This window comes from Tenacibaculum todarodis (genome assembly GCF_001889045.1).
In the GTDB taxonomy this organism is placed as follows: domain Bacteria; phylum Bacteroidota; class Bacteroidia; order Flavobacteriales; family Flavobacteriaceae; genus Polaribacter; species Polaribacter todarodis.
Genome location: NZ_CP018155.1, coordinates 845,385 through 865,121, shown reverse-complemented (window position 1 = coordinate 865,121; position 19,737 = coordinate 845,385). Strand labels below are relative to the sequence as shown.

Below are 19,737 nucleotides of genomic sequence, written 5' to 3'. Positions count from 1 at the left end.
TTTTTGCGTAGTTTTGGTTTGAAAACAAAGCAAGTAATTTTATAGAATTGTCATTCCTGCGAAGGCAGGAATCTATACCTACTTTCTTTGGATTCCTGCCTACGCAGGAATGACAGAACTCTTTTGAATCATAAAAAACAAGTTGTTTGCCACACTTTATCAACGTCATATTACCAATTCCGTTACACAAAACGTTTACGTATTCCGTAACCGAAGCAGAAGCTAATTTCTTAGAAAAAGGAATGCGTGTTGCGGTTTCTTTTGGTAAAACAAAAATGTACACTGCGTTGGTTGTAGAAATTCATACAACAGCGCCAACGTTATATGAAGCAAAAGATATTCATCAAATTTTAGATGAAAAACCTATTGTAAATGAGCAACAATTAAAACATTGGCAATGGATTTCTAACTATTATATGTGTCCGTTAGGCGATGTTTTTCGTGCTGCTTTGCCATCTGCATTTTTGTTAGAAAGCGAAACTATCATTTATAAAAATGAAGCGTTTACAGACGAAAGTATTTTAACAGATACAGAGTTTTTAATTTTTGAAGCCTTACAACATCAATCTCAGCTTACAATTCATCAAGTTGTAGATATTTTAGATAAGAAAAAAGTAATGCCAATTATTAATGAACTCATTAAGAAATCGGCAATTTATATTAAAGAAGAAATTTACGAGGTTTACAAACCAAAGTTGATTAAGTATGTTCGCATGCATCCAAATTATAGCAATGATGCAGATTTGGAAAACTTACTAAACGAACTTTCCAGAGCTAAAAAACAGCGAGATGCTGTATTGAGCTTTTTTCAACTTTCCTCTTCAAAAAAGCCAATAAAAGCGAAAGATTTAGAAACAAATGCCAATGTTTCTGCGTCCATTTTAAAAGCTTTGGTTGATAAAAATATCTTTGAATTTTATCATTTAAAAACCGATAGAATAAATTACAAAGGAGACACCAATTCCTTAAAAGAACTGAATGAATTTCAGCAAAAAGCATTAGAAGAAATTGAAACTTCTTTTCAAGAAAAAGATGTTGTTTTATTGCATGGAATTACGTCTTCTGGTAAAACAGAAGTCTACACAAAGCTGATTCAGAATGTTTTAGATAGCGGAAAACAAGTGTTGTTTTTATTGCCAGAAATAGCTTTAACAACGCAAATTATTACCAGATTACAACATTATTTCGGAAATCAGATTTCTGTTTTCCATTCAAAATACTCAATGAATGAAAGGGTAGAAGTGTGGAATAATGTTTTGGAAAACAAACCGAAAGCGCAAATAATTTTAGGCGCGCGTTCTTCAGTTTTCTTACCGTTTAACAATTTAGGTTTAATTGTGGTGGATGAAGAACACGAAACTTCTTACAAACAATTTGAACCTTCACCAAGATACAACGCAAGAGATTCTGCCATTGTTTTGGCAAATATTCATAAAGGAAAAATCTTATTAGGTTCCGCAACTCCAGCTTTAGAAAGCTACTTTAACGCAACACAAAACAAATATGGTTTGGTGGAGTTAAATAGACGTTTTGGAAATGTGCAATTACCTAAAATTGAGTTGATTGACATTAAGGATAAGCACAAAAAGAAATTGATGAAAGGGCATTTTTCTGATAGAATGCTACAATTAATAACGGAAGCTTTAGAACAAAAAGAGCAAGTTATTTTGTTTCAGAATAGAAGAGGATTTTCGCCAGTTGTAGAGTGTAACACTTGTGGGAATTCGCCTCAATGTCCAAATTGCGATGTTTCTTTAACCTATCATAAATACAGAAACGAATTGCGTTGCCATTATTGCCATTACCAACGCGCAATGCCAAACAGTTGTGGTGCTTGTGGAAGCAATACATTAGATACTAAAGGTTTTGGAACAGAACAAATTGAGTTGGAATTGAAGGAATTATTTCCGGATAATTCCATCGGAAGAATGGATTTAGATACAACTAGAGGAAAATTTGGATATCAAAAGATAATTGGTGCTTTTGAAGCGCATGAAATTGATATTTTAGTAGGAACACAAATGCTTTCTAAAGGATTGGATTTTGAAAATGTGTCGCTTGTAGGAATTTTAAACGCAGATTCTATGCTAAATTTTCCAGATTTTAGAGCGCATGAACGCGCCTATCAATTAATGGTACAAGTTTCGGGTAGAGCAGGACGAAGCAAAAAACAAGGTAATGTGGCAATTCAGACTTTTAATCCGCATCATCAAATATTGCAACAAGTTTCTACCACAAATTATGCAGAAATGTATAAAGAGCAGTTAAATGATAGATGGCAATATCATTATCCACCTTATTACAGGTTGATTAAAATTACCTTAAAACACAAGGATTTTATTCGAGTTGATAACGGAATTAATTGGCTCTTTAAATCTTTACAAAACGTTTTCGGAGAACATGTTTTAGGACCAACTGCGCCTGCTGTAGCAAGAGTTCGAAATCAATATATTAAGAATTTGGTTATTAAAATTCCGCCAAAACAATCGTTAGCAAAAACCAAAGAACAAATTGCTAAAATTAAAAACACCTTTGAAGCGGTAAAAGATTTTAGACCAATTCGTTTTATTTTAGATGTGGATGCTTATTAGATTATGAAAGAATATAAAAATTTCTACATTTTCGTGATTGCAATAATAATCTTATTGCTCGTTCCTAATTTATTACAAAAAGGAATGTTTGTAGATGGTTTGTGGTATGCAGCAATCTCTAAAAATTTAGCAAATGGTTTAGGTTCATTTTGGCAACCAATGTTTACAGAAACTATGTTTGCGCAGTTTTATGAACATCCACCATTGGTTTTTGGAATTCAATCTATATTTTTCACTGTTTTTAATGATAGTTTATGGATAGAGAAGTTATATTCAATTTTTATTTTCTTAGCAAACATTTATCTAATTAAGCTACTTTGGTCAGCAATTTTTTACGCAAATAAAGAAAGCCAAAAGCTATGGTTTATACCAGTTTTACTGTGGTTTTTATGCGAAGTTGTTTATTTAATGTACACGAACAATGTTCTAGAATGTACTCAAGAAATCTTTATTTTACTCAGTATAATTTTAATTTTAAAAGGAATAAGAAAAGAGAAGTATTCGTTCTTTTTTTTAGCAGGAATTTGTGTTTTACTATCTTTTTTATCAAAAGGAATTACAGGAATTTTTCCTTTAATAGCAGTTGTTTTGTATTCTTTTTCAGTTAAAAAGATTACAATTAAACAAACTATTACATACAGTTTATTAATGTTGTTGGGTTTTGCCACAATATTAGTACTCTTTATTATTCAACCAGAATCTTATACAAACATTATTAGCTATTTTAACAATCAAGTCTTAAATTCTTTAGAAGGAAATAGTATAAGTAATATGCAATCTAGTAGATTTTATATTATTAAAAAGTTGTTTCAAGTACACTTGTTGCCAATTATTTTGGTACTTATAATATCGTTAATTTCTTATTTTAAATTAAAAACATCAACTTTTTTTCAACATAAAAAACAAATATTTTTCTTTTTATTATTAGGTTTATCTGGTGTTTTGCCAATAATGATATCAGAGAAACAAGCAAGTTATTATTTAATTACAACTGCGCCATTTTTTGCTGTAGCATTAAGTTTAATTTGTGTTCAAAACAAAGAAGTAATCCAGCGATTAAGTACTTCTAAAATATTTACTTTTATTTCAATTGGTTTGTTAGTAACGTCAATTTTTGTGTCATTCAATAACATTGGAAAAATAAATAATAGAGATAAAATTTTACTAGAAGATCTTACAAAATTAGAAGTAAAATTACAAAAAGGTGTAATTTTAGGTTGCAAAACTGAAAAAAGATATGATGCTTTATATGGATTTATGATGCGGAATTATGAAATAAGTTTAGATACGCTAAATCCATACAACTATAAAACAATTATTAGTGATGTTAATCTTGATAAAAAGGAATTTGTAAAAGTTGATATCCATACTAAACAGTTTAACTTATATATAAAAAAATAATATGAATCAATTCAAAAAAGAATACGATCTAATCTGTGTTGGTGGCGGAATAATGAGCGCCAATTTAGCTTTGATTTGCAAGTTGTTAAACCCTAAGATGGATATCTTAATTTTAGAGCGTTTAGATAAAGTTGCACAAGAAAGTTCTGCTGCCTGGAACAATGCAGGAACAGGACATTCCGCTTTGTGTGAATTGAATTATTGTCCAGATGAAAATGGCAAGGTTTCTATAAAAAAAGCCATTGATATTTGTACACAGTTTGAAATGTCTAAACAATTTTGGTCGTATTTAATTGAAGAAGATTTATTAGACACTCCATCAGATTTTATAAACGCAGTAAAACACCACAGTTGGGTTTTAGGCGAAGAAAACGCGGATTATTTAGAAAGGAGATTCAAAGAATTTAAAGAACACTTTATGTTCAATTCTATTGAGTTTACAAGAGAAATAGATAAAATGCGAGAATGGTTTCCTCTTATAATGAATAATAGGAGTGAAGATGAAATTATGGCGGCTTCAAGAATAGATCGTGGAGCAGAAATGAATTTTGGTGCTTTAACAGAAAAGTTATTTCATATTTTAGAAACAAAGTTTGATACTACTGTTCATTGTAATATGGATGTGTTAGATATTGATCCAGAAGCAGAAGATTGGACAGTTGAAGTTAAGAACAATAAAACTGATGAAACTTTTAATGTAGATGCAGAGCATGTTTTTATTGGAGCTGGAGGCGGAAGTTTATTGTTACTTCAAAAAGTAGAAATTGAAGAAAAAGAAGGTTACGGAGGTTTTCCTGTTAGTGGAGAATGGTTGGTTTGTAAAAATGAAGAAATTATAAAACAACACAACGCAAAAGTATATAGTAAAGCAGGTCTTGGAGATCCACCAATGTCTACACCACATTTAGATACACGTTACATTGATGGAAAACGTCAGTTAATGTTTGGTCCGTTTGCAGGTTTTAGTCCGAAGTTTTTAAAAGAAGGTTCAAATTTAGATTTGTTTAAATCGATTAAGTTTGATAATATTCCGTCTATGTTTGGTGCTTTTTGGCACAATTTGCCATTAACCAAGTACTTAGTAGAGCAAGTTTTAATGAGTAAAGAAGATAGAATGGAGGCGTTACGTAAGTTTATGAAAGACGCAAAAGATGAAGATTGGGAAGTAGTAAAAGCTGGTCAACGTGTTCAAATTATTAAAAAAGACGAATTTGAAGGCGGTAAACTTCAGTTTGGTACAGAAGTAATTTCATCTAAAGACGGAAGTATAACCTGTTTGTTAGGAGCTTCTCCTGGAGCATCAACAGCAACTTCAATTATGTTAAACGTTATTGAAAAAGCATTTCCGGAGTTGTTAAATACTAATGAAGGAAAAGAAAAAATGAAACAGATTATCCCATTTTATAAAGCTGAAGTAACAAAAGAGCTGTTTAAAGTTCAGTTAGAAAAATCTAAAAAAACGTTAAAGCTTTAAGCTAATTTATAAATACAGGTTTTTTCCTTATAAAAGATTGGGATAAACTTTGTAGTTTAGAGGTGTAATTCAGGAATAAGAATAACAGAAAAGTTATATTAATCCCCTGAATATCATGTTTAACTATGATATTTTGAACCTCGAGCTAACTTAGCTCGAGGTTCGTACTTTATTCCATTTTATTGTCTTCCCATTCTTTTCTTAAGTCTGAAGATAATTTTCCAGTTCCATCGTGTTTCCAACCAGGAGGTTTTATAAAATAACCTAGGCGTTTACCTATTGAAGTTTTACTATTAAAAACATCTTTAATCATATTAAACCATTCAATAAAAGCAATTTTAATAGGATTGTAGGTGTTTATGTTTGAAACCAATCCGTAAGTAGGTTTTTCAACTTCTGGTTCAAAGGTTCCAAAAATCTTATCCCAAATAATAAAAATTCCTGCATGATTTCTGTCTAAATACTGCGGATTTGTTGCATGATGAACTCTATGATGACTTGGTGTGTTAAAAATAGCTTCGAACCATTTTGGTAATTTGTCAATCATTTCTGTATGAATCCAATATTGATATAATAAAGAAATACTCATTTGCATTAATACCATTATTGGATGAAAACCAATCAAAATAAGTGGCAACCAAAAGATAAAAGTATAAAAACTCCCAGTCCAAGTTTGGCGTAATGCTGTACTTAAATTATATTGTTTTGAAGAATGATGCACAACATGGCTTGCCCAAAACAACCTGCTTTCATGCGCAATTCTATGATTCCAGTAATAGGCTAAATCTTCAGCAAATAGTAAAAGCAACCAAGCCCACCAAGTAAATGGAATTGTAAAAAAACGATATTCGTATAAAAATAAGAATACTGCTAAGATTAATCCTTTGGTAAATAAACCAACAAAAACATTTCCTAAACCCATTGTTATTGAGGTTATTGCATCTTTGTATTGGTAATCTTCCATTTTTACTTTTACAGTTAAAATAACTTCAATAATAACTGTTAAAACAAAAAAAGGAATAGCATAATGTATTAAATTTGGCAATTCAGGAATATTCATAAGAGTAATTTTAAAAATATATTGGTAAAAATAGCTAAAATTATACATTATAAAAGTATGTAGTTGATTTAAAACTCACTATATTTGCAGCCTTAAAAATAAATTTAAACAATTAATTATGAATCATTACGAAACTGTTTTCATATTGAATCCCGTTTTATCTGACACTCAGATAAAGGAGACAGTACAAAAGTTCGAAGATTATTTAGCATCTAAAGGAGCTAGCATGATCTCAAAAGAAGATTGGGGCTTAAAGAAATTAGCGTATCCAATTGAAAAGAAAAAAAGTGGATTTTATCACTTACTTGAATACAAAGTAGCTGGAGAAGCTATTGCTGCATTTGAGTTAGAATTTAGAAGAGATGATAGCGTTATGCGTTATTTAACTGTTAAATTAGATAAACATGCTGCAGCTTGGGCTGAAAAGAGAAGCGCACGTGTTAAATCTGCTAAAAAATAAGAGATTATGTCGTCTATAGAACAACAAGCAAAAGGAAACAAACAAGGAGAAGTTAGATATTTAACGCCGTTAGATATTGAAACTAAAAAAGAAGCAAAATACTGTCGTTTTAAAAAGAATGGTATTAAATACATCGATTATAAAGATGCAGACTTCTTAATGTATTTAGTAAATGAACAAGGTAAAATTTTACCAAGACGTTTAACAGGAACATCATTAAAATATCAACGTAAGGTTGCGCAAGCAATTAAAAGAGCGCGTCATTTAGCGTTAATGCCTTATGTAGGAGATATGTTAAAATAATAAAGAAGTAGACAATGGAATTAATATTAAGACAAGACGTAGAAAACTTAGGTTTTAAAGATGATGTTGTAACTGTTAAAAACGGATACGGTAGAAACTTTTTAATACCTCAAGGACAAGCAGTTTTAGCTACTTCTTCAGCTAAAAAAGTATTAGCAGAAACTTTAAAGCAACGCGCTTTTAAAGAAGCTAAATTAATTGAAGAAGCTAATAAAGTGGCTGAAACAATTAAAGGATATGAATTAAAAATTACTTCTAAAGTAGGTAGTGGAGATAAATTATTTGGATCTGTAAACAACATTAATGTTGCAGAAGCTTTAGTAAAAGCTGGTACAGAAATAGACAAAAAGTTTATTAAAGTTACTGGAGGTAATGTTAAAAGATTAGGAAAATACAACGCAGCTGTTCGTTTACACAGAGCTGTAGTTGCAGAAATCGTATTTGAAGTTGTTGCTGAGTAATTAGCAAAATGTTAAATATGTGTTAATAAAAGATAAGCCTACTCGTTTGAGTAGGCTTTTTTTGTTTTAAATTTACATCATAATAATTCAAATTTAAACATATTTTCACATGAAAAAAACACTAGCATTACTATTTGCTTTAACCTTGGTGTTAAATGTAACTGCACAAGTTACCACATCAAAAATTAAAGGAATAGTTACGGATAATGCTGGAGAACCAATTTATGGTGCAAATGTAATTGTATTACATACTCCAACAGGAACTGTTTCTGGAACAGTTACACAAGAAAATGGTAGATATTCTGTACCAAACCTTAGAGTTGGTGGTCCTTATAAGGTTACATTTAGTTACGTTGGTTTTACAGCACAAGATGTAAACAATGTTTATTTAACTTTAGGTAAAACAACTAATATAGATGGTAAGATAGCTGAAGAAGGAGTTTCTTTAGATGAAGTTGTAATTACATCATCTAAAAGTAAAGTTTTTAATAGCGATAGAACAGGAGCACAAACAAGTGTAAGTGCTATGCAATTAAAAACATTACCAACAATTTCTCGTTCAGCTTCAGATTTTACAAGATTAGAACCAACTGCAAGTGGTAATTCATTTGGAGGTAGAAATGACCAATACAATAATTTTTCTTTAGATGGAGCCGTATTTAACAATCCTTTTGGATTAGATGCAGCAACACCAGGAGGACAAACAGATTCTCAACCAATATCTTTAGATGCAATTGAGCAAATTTCTGTTTCTGTTGCTCCTTATGATGTTACGCTTTCTGGATTTACAGGAGCTTCTGTAAATGCCGTAACTAAAAGTGGTACAAATGAGTTTCATGGTACAGTTTATGGTTTTTTTAGAAATGAAAGCTTAACAGGTGGAAGTATTGAAGGTGAAGATGTTTTTAAACCAGAACTATCTCAAAAACAATATGGATTTAGTATTGGAGGACCTGTTATTGAAAATAAATTATTCTTTTTTGCAAACTTTGAAAAAGATGATAGAACAGATTTAGGGTCTTCTTTTCAACCAAATAGTGGAAGTGGTGCCATTAATGATTCTAGAGTTTTAGAATCAGACTTACAATTAGTAAGTAATATACTTTCTCAAATTGACATAGGAAATGGACAAATGTATGATCCAGGAGCTTACAAAGGCTTTACTTATGATTCTAAGTCAACAAAAGGAATTATTAAGTTTGATTGGAATGTAAATGAAAAGCATAGACTTGCTTTTATATATAATTTCTTAAACGCTTCAAAAGAAAAACCGGCACACCCAACAGCATTAGGTTTTAGAGGGCCAAGTGCAACAACATTACAGTTTGAAAATGCAGGTTATGAAATTAATAATAATATAAACTCATTTCAATTAGAATTAAATTCAACATTTAGTGATAAAGTAACAAACAAATTACAAATGGGTTATACTCATTTTGATGATTTTAGAGATCCACTTTCTAGTCCAGCACCTTCTATTACTCTTTTAGATGAAAATGGAAGTTCAAATTACATTATTGCTGGTCATGAGCCTTTTTCTGTAAATAATGTTTTAGATCAAAAAGTGTTTCAAATTACTAATAATTTAAATTTATATAGAGGAGATCATACTTATACAATTGGAGTTTCTTTTGAGAAATTTATGTTTGATAACTCTTTTAATTTAGGAGCATTAGGTGCACAAGGAGTATTTTTTCCTTCAGGAAGTATTGCTGATTTTAGAGGCTTAGATGCTGCTGGAGAAGCTGCATTAGTAGCAAATTATCAAGGTCAATTTGATGCTGCTATTTCTGTGCATAATGATTTAACAACTAACGGAACAGGTAATGCTGGAGGTTGGGCATTAGCAGAAACAAATGTTGGGCAATTAGGACTTTATGTTCAAGATGAATGGGAAGTAAACGATAATTTTAAATTAACGTATGGATTAAGAATGGACAAACCATTATTTTTTGATACTGCTGAAAAAGCACAAGAAGTAATAGACGTTTCTTGTTGTGTTGATTTAACTATACCATATACAAACCCTAATACTGGTGAAACGGTAATGTTAGATAACGCTAAAATGCCTACAAACAAATGGTTATTTTCTCCAAGAGTTGGTTTCAATTGGGATGTAAATGGAGAAAGAAAACTTCAGGTTAGAGGTGGTTCTGGTTTATTTACAGGACGTTTACCTTTTGTATGGTTAGGAAATCAAATTGCAAACCCTAATGCATTCTTTTATCAAATGGTTGATCCAAATTTTCAATTTCCGCAAGTGTGGAGAACAAATGTTGGTGTAGATTATAAGTTTGAAAATGGATATGTAGTAACTGGAGATATTTCTTATACAAAAGATATAAATGGAGCTCATGTTCAAAACTGGGGATTAAACACACCTTCTCAAAATTTAGTAGGTCAAGGAGATACAAGAGCATATTATGATGATGCAGATAAAGGAAATAATGCTTATGTTTTTACTAATTCAGATAAAGGAAGAACTTTTAACTTTTCTACAAAAATTCAAAAGACTTTTGAAAACGGTTTATATGCCAATATAGCATATAGTTATTTAAGTTCTAAAGATGTAAACTCTATTGAAGCAGAAATTACAGGAGATGCTTTTGATTTTAATCCAACTACAGGAAATGCTAATGCAGATGTTTTATCAAATTCTAAGTATGGAGATAATCATAGAATAATAGGTGTAGCATCAAAAAAGTTTAATTTCTTCGGAGATAAAGCTCCAACAACTATTTCAACATTCTTCGAATATGCAAAAGGAGGAAGGTTTAATTATACTTATGGTGGAGATATAAATAATGATAATTCTTCATTAAATGATTTATTATACATTCCTACAGATTCTGAAGTTGATGCAATGAATTTTGACACGACAAATAATACATTGGCTACTCAAAGAACAGGTTTAAAATCTTACATAGCACAAGATGAATATTTAAACAGTAGAAGAGGACAATATGTAGAACGCTATGGTGCTTCTGCTCCTTGGAGAGGTAAATGGGATGTTAAAATTTTACAAGACTTTAAATTATCAGAAGACAAGCAAAATACAATTCAATTAAGTTTAGATATTTTAAATATTGGGAATTTAATTAATTCTGATTGGGGAGTTGTGCAGCAGGTTGCTAATGTTCAACCATTAGGGGTTTCTGTAGATCCTGGAACAAGAGTACCAACATATACTTTTGATCCAAATGTAACACAAACATTTACTCCAAACTCTAGTTTAATTTCTCGTTGGCAAATGCAGTTAGGATTAAGATATATATTCTAAATAATTGAATATTAATATTATAAACTAAAAGGCTCATTATTAATAATGAGCCTTTTTTGTTAAAACAATACTTTTCCCTTAAAAAAATAGGTTTTTTCCTGTAAAAAAAACTATACTTCTGAACTATATTTGCAGTGTAATTAAATTTTAAGGGGATTTATTACAACATTCAAAATATTGCTTTTTAAGGGGTAGCAATATTTTAAAGTTCAAAAGCTCTGGTAAAATGCCAGAGCTTTTTTTTATATACAAATTTCTTGATTTCTTAGAATATCTTCAAAAGTTTCTCTTTTTCTAATCAAATAGTCTTTATTGTCTAAAATTAAAACTTCAGCAGGTCTAAATCTAGAGTTGTAATTAGAAGCCATAGAAAAACAGTAAGCACCCGCATTTTTAAAACATAAAATATCTCCTTCAGAAATTTCAGAAATTCTTCTGTTAGAACCAAAAGTATCTGTTTCACAAATATATCCTACAATAGAATAATAACGTGGTCTTCCTTTAGGATTAGAAATGTTTTCTATCTGGTGATAAGAATTGTACATCATTGGTCTAATTAAATGATTAAAACCACTATCAATTCCTGCAAAAACGGTAGAAGTTGTTTGTTTTACCACATTTACTTTAGCTAAAAAATAACCTGCTTCAGAAACTAAAAACTTTCCTGGCTCAAACATTAAGGTTAAATCTTTACCATATTCTTTACAAAATTCATTGAATCTTTTGGAAAGTTGTTTTCCTAATTCATCAATATCTGTAGAAATATCTCCTTCTTTATAAGGAACTTTAAATCCGCTTCCAAAATCAATAAAATCGATATCATCAAATTGTTTAGCAACATCAAAAAGAATATCAGAAGCTCTAATAAATGTATCAATATCTAAAATATCTGAACCAGTGTGCATGTGAATACCATTAATATTCATATTGGTATTTTCTACAACTCTTTTTATATGTGGAACTTGGTGAATTGAAATTCCGAATTTAGAATCTATATGTCCAACTGATATATTAGAATTTCCACCAGCCATAATATGCGGGTTTATACGAATACAAACTGGAATAGTTGGGTGTTTTTGCCCAAACTGCTCTAATATTGAAAGATTATCAATATTAATCTGAACACCTAACTTTGCAACATCTTCAATTTCTTTTAATGAAACTCCGTTTGGTGTGTAAATTATATCTTTTGGGGTAAAGCCAGCTAATAAACCAAGTTTAACTTCTTGTATAGAAACTGTATCTAAACCAGATTTTTGCTGATTTAGTAATTTTAAAATATTTATGTTAGATAAAGATTTAGCTGCATAATTTATCTTTACATTTTTCACTTTAGAAAAAGCACCTGTAATGGTATTGTATTGAGAAATTATTTTTCCTGCGTCATATACATATAGAGGACTGTCGTATTTTTTTGTTAAGTTTAATAATGTATTTCTATTCATTTTTTAAATATTTAGGTCAAATGTAAAGAATACTAATACTTCAATTTGTGTATTTAATAAAATAATACACATCTAATCAATTTGTAGAAAATTATACATTTAACTGTTAAAAAAGGAGGTTTTTCCTTATATATAACTGTTAATAAAGTTGTTACTTTGAAATGAATAAAGATAAGGGGCTTTATTTAAAATTTTGATATTGTTATTTTAAGGGGGTAATAATATCATAAAAAACACCAGCTTTACGGCTGGTGTTTTTATTTTATATAGTAAATACTGTTGTTTATGAGAAGTTTACAGCCACTTTTTGAGCAATTCCTACAATAACTTCGGTAGCTTTTATAATAGATTCTAATGGAACATATTCATAACGTCCATGAAAATTATGACCTCCAGCAAATATATTTGGACAAGGCAAACCTTTGTAAGAAAGCTGAGAGCCATCTGTACCACCGCGAATTGGTTTAATTAAAGGCTCAATGTTCATTTCTTTCATAACATCTTCAACTATATCAACAATATGCATTACAGGAACTACTTTTTCCTTCATATTAAAATACTGGTCTTTAATCTTAACTTCAATTAAATCAGTTCCTAATTTATTATTTAATTGATTTGCAATTGTTTGCATTAACTCTTTTCGTTTTTCAAACAAATCTAAATCATGATCTCTAATAATGTATTGTAGAGTAGTTTGTTCTACTTTTCCTTCCATATCATGTAAATGAAAAAAGCCTTCGTATCCTGACGTTTTTTCTGGCACTTCATTCTCAGGTAACATTGCAATAAACTCATTTGTAATTAACATAGAATTTATCATTTTTCCTTTTGCATAACCAGGATGCACAATTTTACCGTTTATAGTAACAATAGCTCCAGCCGCATTAAAATTTTCGTATTCTAACTCACCAATTTGGCTTCCGTCCATTGTATACGCCCATTCTGCACCAAATTTTTCTACATCAAATAAATGTGCTCCTTTACCAACTTCTTCATCTGGCGTAAAACAAATTCTTATTTTTCCGTGTTTAATTTCTGGATGCTGAATTAAATATTCCATAGCAGAAACTATTTCGGTAACACCAGCTTTATCGTCTGCGCCAAGTAGTGTAGTTCCATCAGTTGTTATAATAGTTTGTCCTTTGTATTGTAATAAATCATCAAAATAATCTGGAGATAAAACAATATTTTGTTCCTTATTTAAAAGAATGTCTTTTCCATCATAATTCTCATGAACTTGTGGTTTTACATCTTTTCCTGTAAAATCTGGACTTGTATCTATATGTGCAACAAAACCAATAGTTGGTACTTTATAATCAATATTACTTGGCAACGTTGCCATTATGTAACAGTTCTCATCTAATTCAACATCGCTAAGGCCAATTTCATTTAGCTCCTTTTCTAATTGCTTTGCTAAATTCCATTGCTTTTCTGTACTTGGAAATGCCGGATTATTTGGGTCAGATTCTGTATCTACAGTAACGTAACTTATAAATCTGTTTAATATATGTTCTTTGTTCATTTTGTGTTATTTTAAAAGGTAAAAGTAGCTATTTTAACTGAATTTTGTTAACTAAATTGATGGCATTACAAAGCCTTTTTGAAACTGCAGAATCTCCATAAACTTCAATTTTTGTCAATAAAAAATTATCTGAATTTATTTTAGAGAAAACATTTACAACTTCATAAGAATAGTTGTTTTTCTTTCCTTTTGAATGTTGCAAGAAAGAAGGTTTATCTAAAAAATGAATTTCTTTTAAAACTTCATCTTTTAGACCTTTTTCTTCTGAAGAAGCAGTAGTTTTATTAATGAAAATTTCATTAAAACTGACAGAATTATGGATAAAAGTTACGTCTAGTAAAACACTTTTGGTTAATGATTTGGTTGTATCTGCTGCAAAAATTGATGTTTGAGCATTGTCATAATATAAATTAGTTTTCCAATGCTTAGGTAATTCAACCGAAAACAAGTTTCTAATATCTTTAATCGTCTTTAATTCTGTCTCAACAGTAGTATTGTCGCAAGAAAAATGATTGCTTAATTCTGAATTTTTATCCGAACAAGAAATCAATAAAAAGAGTAAGAATAATGTTAAATATTTCATTTAGATGTTTTTTTCAAAATACGAAATTAATAAATCTACCACATAACTGTAAGATGCAATTCCGTTTGTTTGCTTATTTGCTTTTAAATAGGAGTTGTAACCTTTTTTCATTAAAGGTTCAATTGGATTTTTATATTGCTGCCAAAACTGATAGCTAGCGTTAAAATCTTTAGAAATCCCTTTATTTACTGTTAGCCAAAGCTCTTTAAACAATGCTTTGTCTTGTTTTCTAACTTCAGAAATACAATACCCAAAAGCCATTCTATAACCTGAATATTGAAAGTATTTGTCCTTATTATATATCGACGCTAAAAAACCTACAAAATTGGCTTCGTTTTCTGCGGAATAACCTATTTGATGTGCCATTTCATGACAAGTAGTTGTCGGGTAACTCGTTTTTGGTAATAATCTATTTACTTGTGCTTCACCAGTTATTGGGTTTAAATATCCTGCTGTTCCGTTATAAGATTGAAATTTACTAACTAAAGAGTTTTTTACAGAGGAATATTGATATTTCAATTGCGGAAAATCGCCTTCTAAATTTGTGTATCCGTTTCTAGCTAACGTATAGATTTCTTTTTGTTGATATGGATTTACAACTTTTAAGCTATCATTATTTGTAATGTTTAAATGGGCTTCATTTAATTTTAAAATGATATGTTTTGTAACTTCTTTAAGTTGTTCTGAGGTGTATTTAGATTGCTCAAAACCAAGGTTTTTAGCTAAGGGGATTCTAAAATAATTAAGTCCCCAAAAGAGATAAAAACAACAATATAAAATTGATAAAAATGCAGTAAATTGTAAAACACTTGTTAATAAGTGTTTAAACCTGTTTTTAATAAGTTTGTAGACTCCGCGAAGTAAACAAAAAAATAAAATTAATCCAATAACATCTCCAACAGAAAAAGGAATCCATCCAAATAAAACTCTAAGAAATTTAGAAATATAAGGATACAATCCGTTAGAATAGTAGCGTTCAATAAATGCTGGATATTGACTCAACACTTGGACTAAGCCTATTTGCAGAGGCAATAAAAGAGTTAGTATAATATGTTTTTTATTCCACTTCACAGCGTGAAAATAATAAACTTTTTTAGAAGTTGGCTACTTATTAACATGTTAATAACAGTAAAAAAACAATCTTGTTTACAATATATGTGTACAAATAAATGTTGTAATTTAGAAAAGGAATTCGATGTAAAAAATTACATTTGTAGTCATGGAAAAAACCAACCCAGTTACTGGTCATAAAATAGATAAATCGCGTATTATTTCTCTTGAAAAAGGAAAAATACCACCACAAGCAGTTGATTTAGAAGAAGCTGTTTTAGGTGCAATGATGATTGATAAAAAAGGAATTGATGATGTTATAGATATTTTACATCCAGATGCTTTTTATGACACAAAACACAATTTAATTTACGAAGCAATTTATGCTTTGTTTCAAAATTCTGAACCAATTGACTTATTATCAGTTTCTAGTCAATTAAAAAAGAATGCGAAGTTAGACCAAGCTGGTGGCGATTTTTATCTAATTCGTTTAACTCAAAAAGTAGCTTCATCTGCTCACATTGAGTTTCATTCTCGTATCATTTTACAGAAATTTATTCAACGTAAATTAATATCAATTTCTAGCGAAATTATAGAAAATGCGTACGATGAAACAACCGATGTTTTCGATTTATTAGACGATGCAGAGGCAAAACTATTTGAGGTAACACAAGGAAATCTTAAAAAAGGTTCTGAAGATGCTGGAAGTCTTGTAAAACAAGCACTTAATAAGATTCAGGAAATATCAAATCAAGATGGAATGTCTGGTTTGGCAACAGGTTTTACCAAATTAGATGCGCTAACTTCCGGTTGGCAACCTTCGGATTTAGTTATTATTGCTGCGCGTCCTGGTATGGGAAAAACAGCATTTGTAATTTCGATGGCAAAAAACATGGCAATTGATTTTGGTCATGGAGTTGCCGTATTCTCCTTAGAGATGTCTTCTGTTCAGTTAATAACACGTATGATTTCTTCGGAAACAGGCTTAACTTCAGAAAAACTAAGAAAAGGAAATTTAGAACCGCATGAATGGGAACAACTAAATGTAAAAGTTAAAAAACTTTCTGATGCACCTATTTTTATTGATGATACACCATCTTTATCAATTTTCGATTTACGTGCAAAAGCACGAAGATTAGTATCGCAACATAATGTTAGAATTATTGTAATTGATTATTTACAATTAATGACAGCAGGAGGAAAGGCAGGAGGAAATCGTGAACAAGAAATTTCTATGATTTCTCGAAATTTAAAAGCATTAGCTAAAGAATTGGAAGTTCCGGTAATTGCACTTTCTCAGTTATCACGTGCGGTAGAAACACGTGGAGGATCTAAAAGACCTTTATTATCAGATTTACGTGAATCTGGAGCCATTGAGCAAGATGCAGATATTGTATCGTTTATTTTTAGACCAGAATACTACGGAATGACTGAATGGGATGATGATGATCATTCTCCGTGTGAAGGACAAGGTGAATTTATTGTGGCTAAACACAGAAATGGTGGTTTGGATAATATTCGTTTGAAATTTACGGGACATTTAGCAAAATTCTCAGATTTAGAAGAAAGCTTTAGTAGTGAATTTCAATCATCTATGAATACAGATATAAATACGCGTATTGAGCCAAAAGATGCTTTTGGAACAGATGAAGGTATTGATGATGAAGTGCCTTTTTAGGGCAATAATTGCCATTTATTAAAAGGACTTTTAATAATAATCATAAAATATATAGAAATACACATTTGCTTTAAGGTAATTGTGTATTTTTAGTTTTTAGAATGAAGAAAGAAAAAATTATACCATTATGGAAATTAGGTTTATTTATAATTTTATTATGGATATTATCTACAGTTTTAATAAAATATTTTTTTCCAGATTGGGCAGTTAGTGCAACATTTGGAGATACTTTTGGAGCGATTAATTCTTTGTTTTCTGGTTTAGCTTTGGCTGGAATTATTTATACTATCTACTTACAAAAAACAGAGCTTTCATTACAAAGAGAAGAATTAAAATACACACGAGAAGAATTAAAAAGAACTGCTGATGCTCAAGAGTTATCTAATAAAATGATGACAGAACAATTGAGAATAAATAATATGCCTTTTTTACAACATGGGACGAAACATCAGGATTCCAGTTTTACTCAAAAAAACAGTGATATTTTAGTTTTACCTGAAAAGTTTGATTTAAATATTTCAAATAGGAGTAATAATGAAGCCTATGATATTGATTGTTTTTTAATCTTACCAATAAATAGTAATAAATATGAACCTGATTATTTTGTAGATAATTTTATAAAAGAAGAATATAAGGAGAGAGCAAGAATAAGAATAAATAAAAGTATTTATTTAACATCTGGTGAAAATTATTATTTTACAGAGGAAATAGTTTGTGATTATCTTCCTCAAAAAAAGGAAATCAGTATTTCTCTTAAAGATTACCAAATAGAATTTGATAATTTTAATTTGATGATTCAATATAGAGATATATTAAATAATAATTATTATCAAATGTCTACATTTGAAAAAAACGTCAATTATGAAAATTCGTATATACAAACTATTATTGAACCTAAAATACCAAGAGTTAATGAGAGATTTTATTTTGCTTCTTCAAAAAACAAAATTCCAAATGAAATAGATTTTATCTTTGAACGTTTTATCCATTCAATTCCAAATGATTGGTTTTTAGGGGTTGAAAAAAATATTTATAAAAATAATTGGGTAATGAAGAACTTAAATAATTATTAAAATTTATGCAAAGACTCTTGTCAATATTAACATTTCTCTTATTGTCAAACTCCATTTGGGCGTCATTTATTTACGTTCCAATGAGTTATGATAATCAGAAAAACCATTTAAAAGCCTACGGAATTGTCTATTATTCCTTAGAAAATGGCTTAAAAGCTAAATGGTTATTAAACTATGATGGCGGTGCTTTTTTAATTGAAAATAATGATGCATTAGAAAAAGAATGTAAAATTCGTGGTGTTTCTTTTCAGGTTATTTCAGATTCAAAAGCTGCACTAATTTTAGAAGAGATTTCTTCTCCTTCTCAAAATATGGAAGCGGTAACTTTGGAAAAAGCTCCAAAAATTGCTGTGTATTCACCAAAAAACAAAGCACCTTGGGACGATGCCGTAACAATGGTATTAACCTTTGCTGAGATTCCGTTTGATGTAATTTATGATGAAGATGTTTTAAATGACAAATTACTTTTATACGAATGGCTACACTTACACCATGAAGATTTCACCGGACAATATGGTCGTTTTTATGGAGCATTTAGAGCGGCACCTTGGTACATTCAACAGAAAAAAGATGCAGAAGCTTTAGCTACAAAATTAGGTTTTAATAAGGTTTCTGAATCAAAAGCTGCAGTTTCAAAAAAAATTAGAGATTTTGTAATTGGAGGTGGATTTATGTTTGCCATGTGTTCTGCAACTGATAGTTTTGATATTGCATTGGCTGCAGATGGTGTAGATATTGCTGAAGCAATGTTTGATGGAGATGCATCTGAACCAAATTATCAATCAAAAATAGATTTCAATAAAACGTTTGCTTTTAAGGACTTTGAACTAATTAAAAACCCTACAACTTACGAGTTTTCATCAATAGATATGACCCGTAAAAGAAAAATTTCAAAAACTTCAGATTACTTTTCGTTAAAAGAATATTCAGCTAAATGGGATCAAGTTCCAACAATGTTAACGCAAAACCATACACAGTTAGTTAAAGGTTTTATGGGGCAAACTACTTCTTTTGATAGCAATACCGTAAAATCTACAGTTTTGGTAATGGGCGAAAATAAGACAAATGGAGAAGCACGTTATATTCATGGAACCAAAGGAAAAGGAATGTTTACCTATTATGGAGGTCATGATCCTGAAGATTATACGCATAGAGTAGGAGATCCAAAAACGGAGTTAGATTTACATCCAACTTCACCAGGATATCGTTTAATTTTAAACAATGTATTATTTCCTGCTGCTAAAAAGAAGAAACAGAAGACATAGTTTTTTATCAATTAAAATCAATAAATGTTTAGATTGAGCATAGTCGAAATGTTAATAATCAGTAAATATCTCTTAAAATAAAAGTACGAAA

15 protein-coding genes are annotated in these 19,737 nt (G+C 30.0%); 10 read left to right on the top strand and 5 right to left on the bottom strand.

The annotated features are described in order from the left end of the window. The first annotated feature begins 146 nt into the window (after positions 1–146). The 3 genes from priA to mqo are packed head-to-tail and all read left to right on the top strand — an operon-like array spanning position 147 to position 5,466. Positions 147–2,591: a replication restart helicase PriA gene (gene priA / locus LPB136_RS03990; protein WP_204218370.1), complete on the top strand. Its 2,445-nt coding sequence runs from the start codon at positions 147–149 to the stop codon at positions 2,589–2,591. 3 nt (positions 2,592–2,594) lie between these two features. Continuing rightward, the gene (locus LPB136_RS03985; protein WP_072554898.1) at positions 2,595–3,992 is read left to right on the top strand and encodes an ArnT family glycosyltransferase; all 1,398 of its coding nucleotides are present in this window, start codon (positions 2,595–2,597) and stop codon (positions 3,990–3,992) included. Position 3,993: 1 nt separating this feature from the next. After that, positions 3,994–5,466, top strand: coding sequence for a malate dehydrogenase (quinone) (gene mqo / locus LPB136_RS03980; RefSeq protein WP_072554897.1), 1,473 nt, complete (start codon positions 3,994–3,996; stop codon positions 5,464–5,466). A gap of 169 nt (positions 5,467–5,635) precedes the next feature. On the opposite strand, the gene LPB136_RS03975 is transcribed toward mqo, so the two are convergent. Then, on the bottom strand, positions 5,636–6,526 hold the full coding sequence (locus tag LPB136_RS03975) for a sterol desaturase family protein (protein ID WP_072554896.1): 891 nt from the start codon (positions 6,524–6,526) through the stop codon (positions 5,636–5,638). 118 nt (positions 6,527–6,644) lie between these two features. Between LPB136_RS03975 and rpsF the strand changes: the two genes are divergently transcribed. The 4 genes from rpsF to LPB136_RS03955 all read left to right on the top strand — a co-directional run bounded on the left by rpsF (position 6,645) and on the right by LPB136_RS03955 (position 11,030). Then, positions 6,645–6,986, top strand: a complete 342-nt coding sequence (rpsF, locus tag LPB136_RS03970) for a 30S ribosomal protein S6 (protein ID WP_072554895.1) — start codon at positions 6,645–6,647, stop codon at positions 6,984–6,986. Between the two features lie 3 nt (positions 6,987–6,989). Beyond that, complete coding sequence (gene rpsR, locus LPB136_RS03965; protein WP_173862380.1) at positions 6,990–7,289, top strand: 30S ribosomal protein S18; 300 nt, start codon at positions 6,990–6,992, stop codon at positions 7,287–7,289. A gap of 14 nt (positions 7,290–7,303) precedes the next feature. After that, a complete protein-coding gene (rplI, locus tag LPB136_RS03960) occupies positions 7,304–7,750 on the top strand; it encodes a 50S ribosomal protein L9 (RefSeq protein WP_072554893.1) in 447 nt (148 codons plus the stop codon). Between the two features lie 109 nt (positions 7,751–7,859). After that, complete coding sequence (locus LPB136_RS03955) at positions 7,860–11,030, top strand: TonB-dependent receptor (protein WP_072554892.1); 3,171 nt, start codon at positions 7,860–7,862, stop codon at positions 11,028–11,030. Positions 11,031–11,272: 242 nt separating this feature from the next. On the opposite strand, the gene lysA is transcribed toward LPB136_RS03955, so the two are convergent. The 4 genes from lysA to LPB136_RS03935 form a co-directional block, all read right to left on the bottom strand. Further along, positions 11,273–12,475 (bottom strand): diaminopimelate decarboxylase, encoded by a 1,203-nt coding sequence (gene lysA, locus LPB136_RS03950; RefSeq protein ID WP_072554891.1) that lies wholly within the window; start codon positions 12,473–12,475, stop codon positions 11,273–11,275. Positions 12,476–12,758: 283 nt separating this feature from the next. After that, positions 12,759–13,997 carry a peptidase T gene (gene pepT, locus LPB136_RS03945; protein ID WP_072554890.1) on the bottom strand — a complete coding sequence of 413 codons (1,239 nt, stop codon included), beginning with the start codon at positions 13,995–13,997 and terminating at the stop codon, positions 12,759–12,761. Between the two features lie 28 nt (positions 13,998–14,025). After that, complete coding sequence (locus LPB136_RS03940) at positions 14,026–14,580, bottom strand: hypothetical protein (RefSeq protein WP_072554889.1); 555 nt, start codon at positions 14,578–14,580, stop codon at positions 14,026–14,028. Further along, on the bottom strand, positions 14,581–15,585 hold the full coding sequence (locus tag LPB136_RS03935; protein ID WP_237267416.1) for a DUF3810 domain-containing protein: 1,005 nt from the start codon (positions 15,583–15,585) through the stop codon (positions 14,581–14,583). A 214-nt stretch (positions 15,586–15,799) separates the two neighbouring features. On the opposite strand from LPB136_RS03935, the gene dnaB reads away from it, so the two are divergent. From dnaB to LPB136_RS03920, 3 genes are all read left to right on the top strand, one after another. Next, positions 15,800–17,308, top strand: a complete 1,509-nt coding sequence (gene dnaB / locus LPB136_RS03930) for a replicative DNA helicase (protein ID WP_072554887.1) — start codon at positions 15,800–15,802, stop codon at positions 17,306–17,308. A gap of 101 nt (positions 17,309–17,409) precedes the next feature. Next, a complete protein-coding gene (locus tag LPB136_RS03925; protein ID WP_072554886.1) occupies positions 17,410–18,381 on the top strand; it encodes a hypothetical protein in 972 nt (323 codons plus the stop codon). A gap of 80 nt (positions 18,382–18,461) precedes the next feature. Beyond that, on the top strand, positions 18,462–19,646 hold the full coding sequence (locus LPB136_RS03920) for an asparagine synthetase B (RefSeq protein ID WP_072554885.1): 1,185 nt from the start codon (positions 18,462–18,464) through the stop codon (positions 19,644–19,646). Positions 19,647–19,737 lie beyond the last annotated feature (91 nt).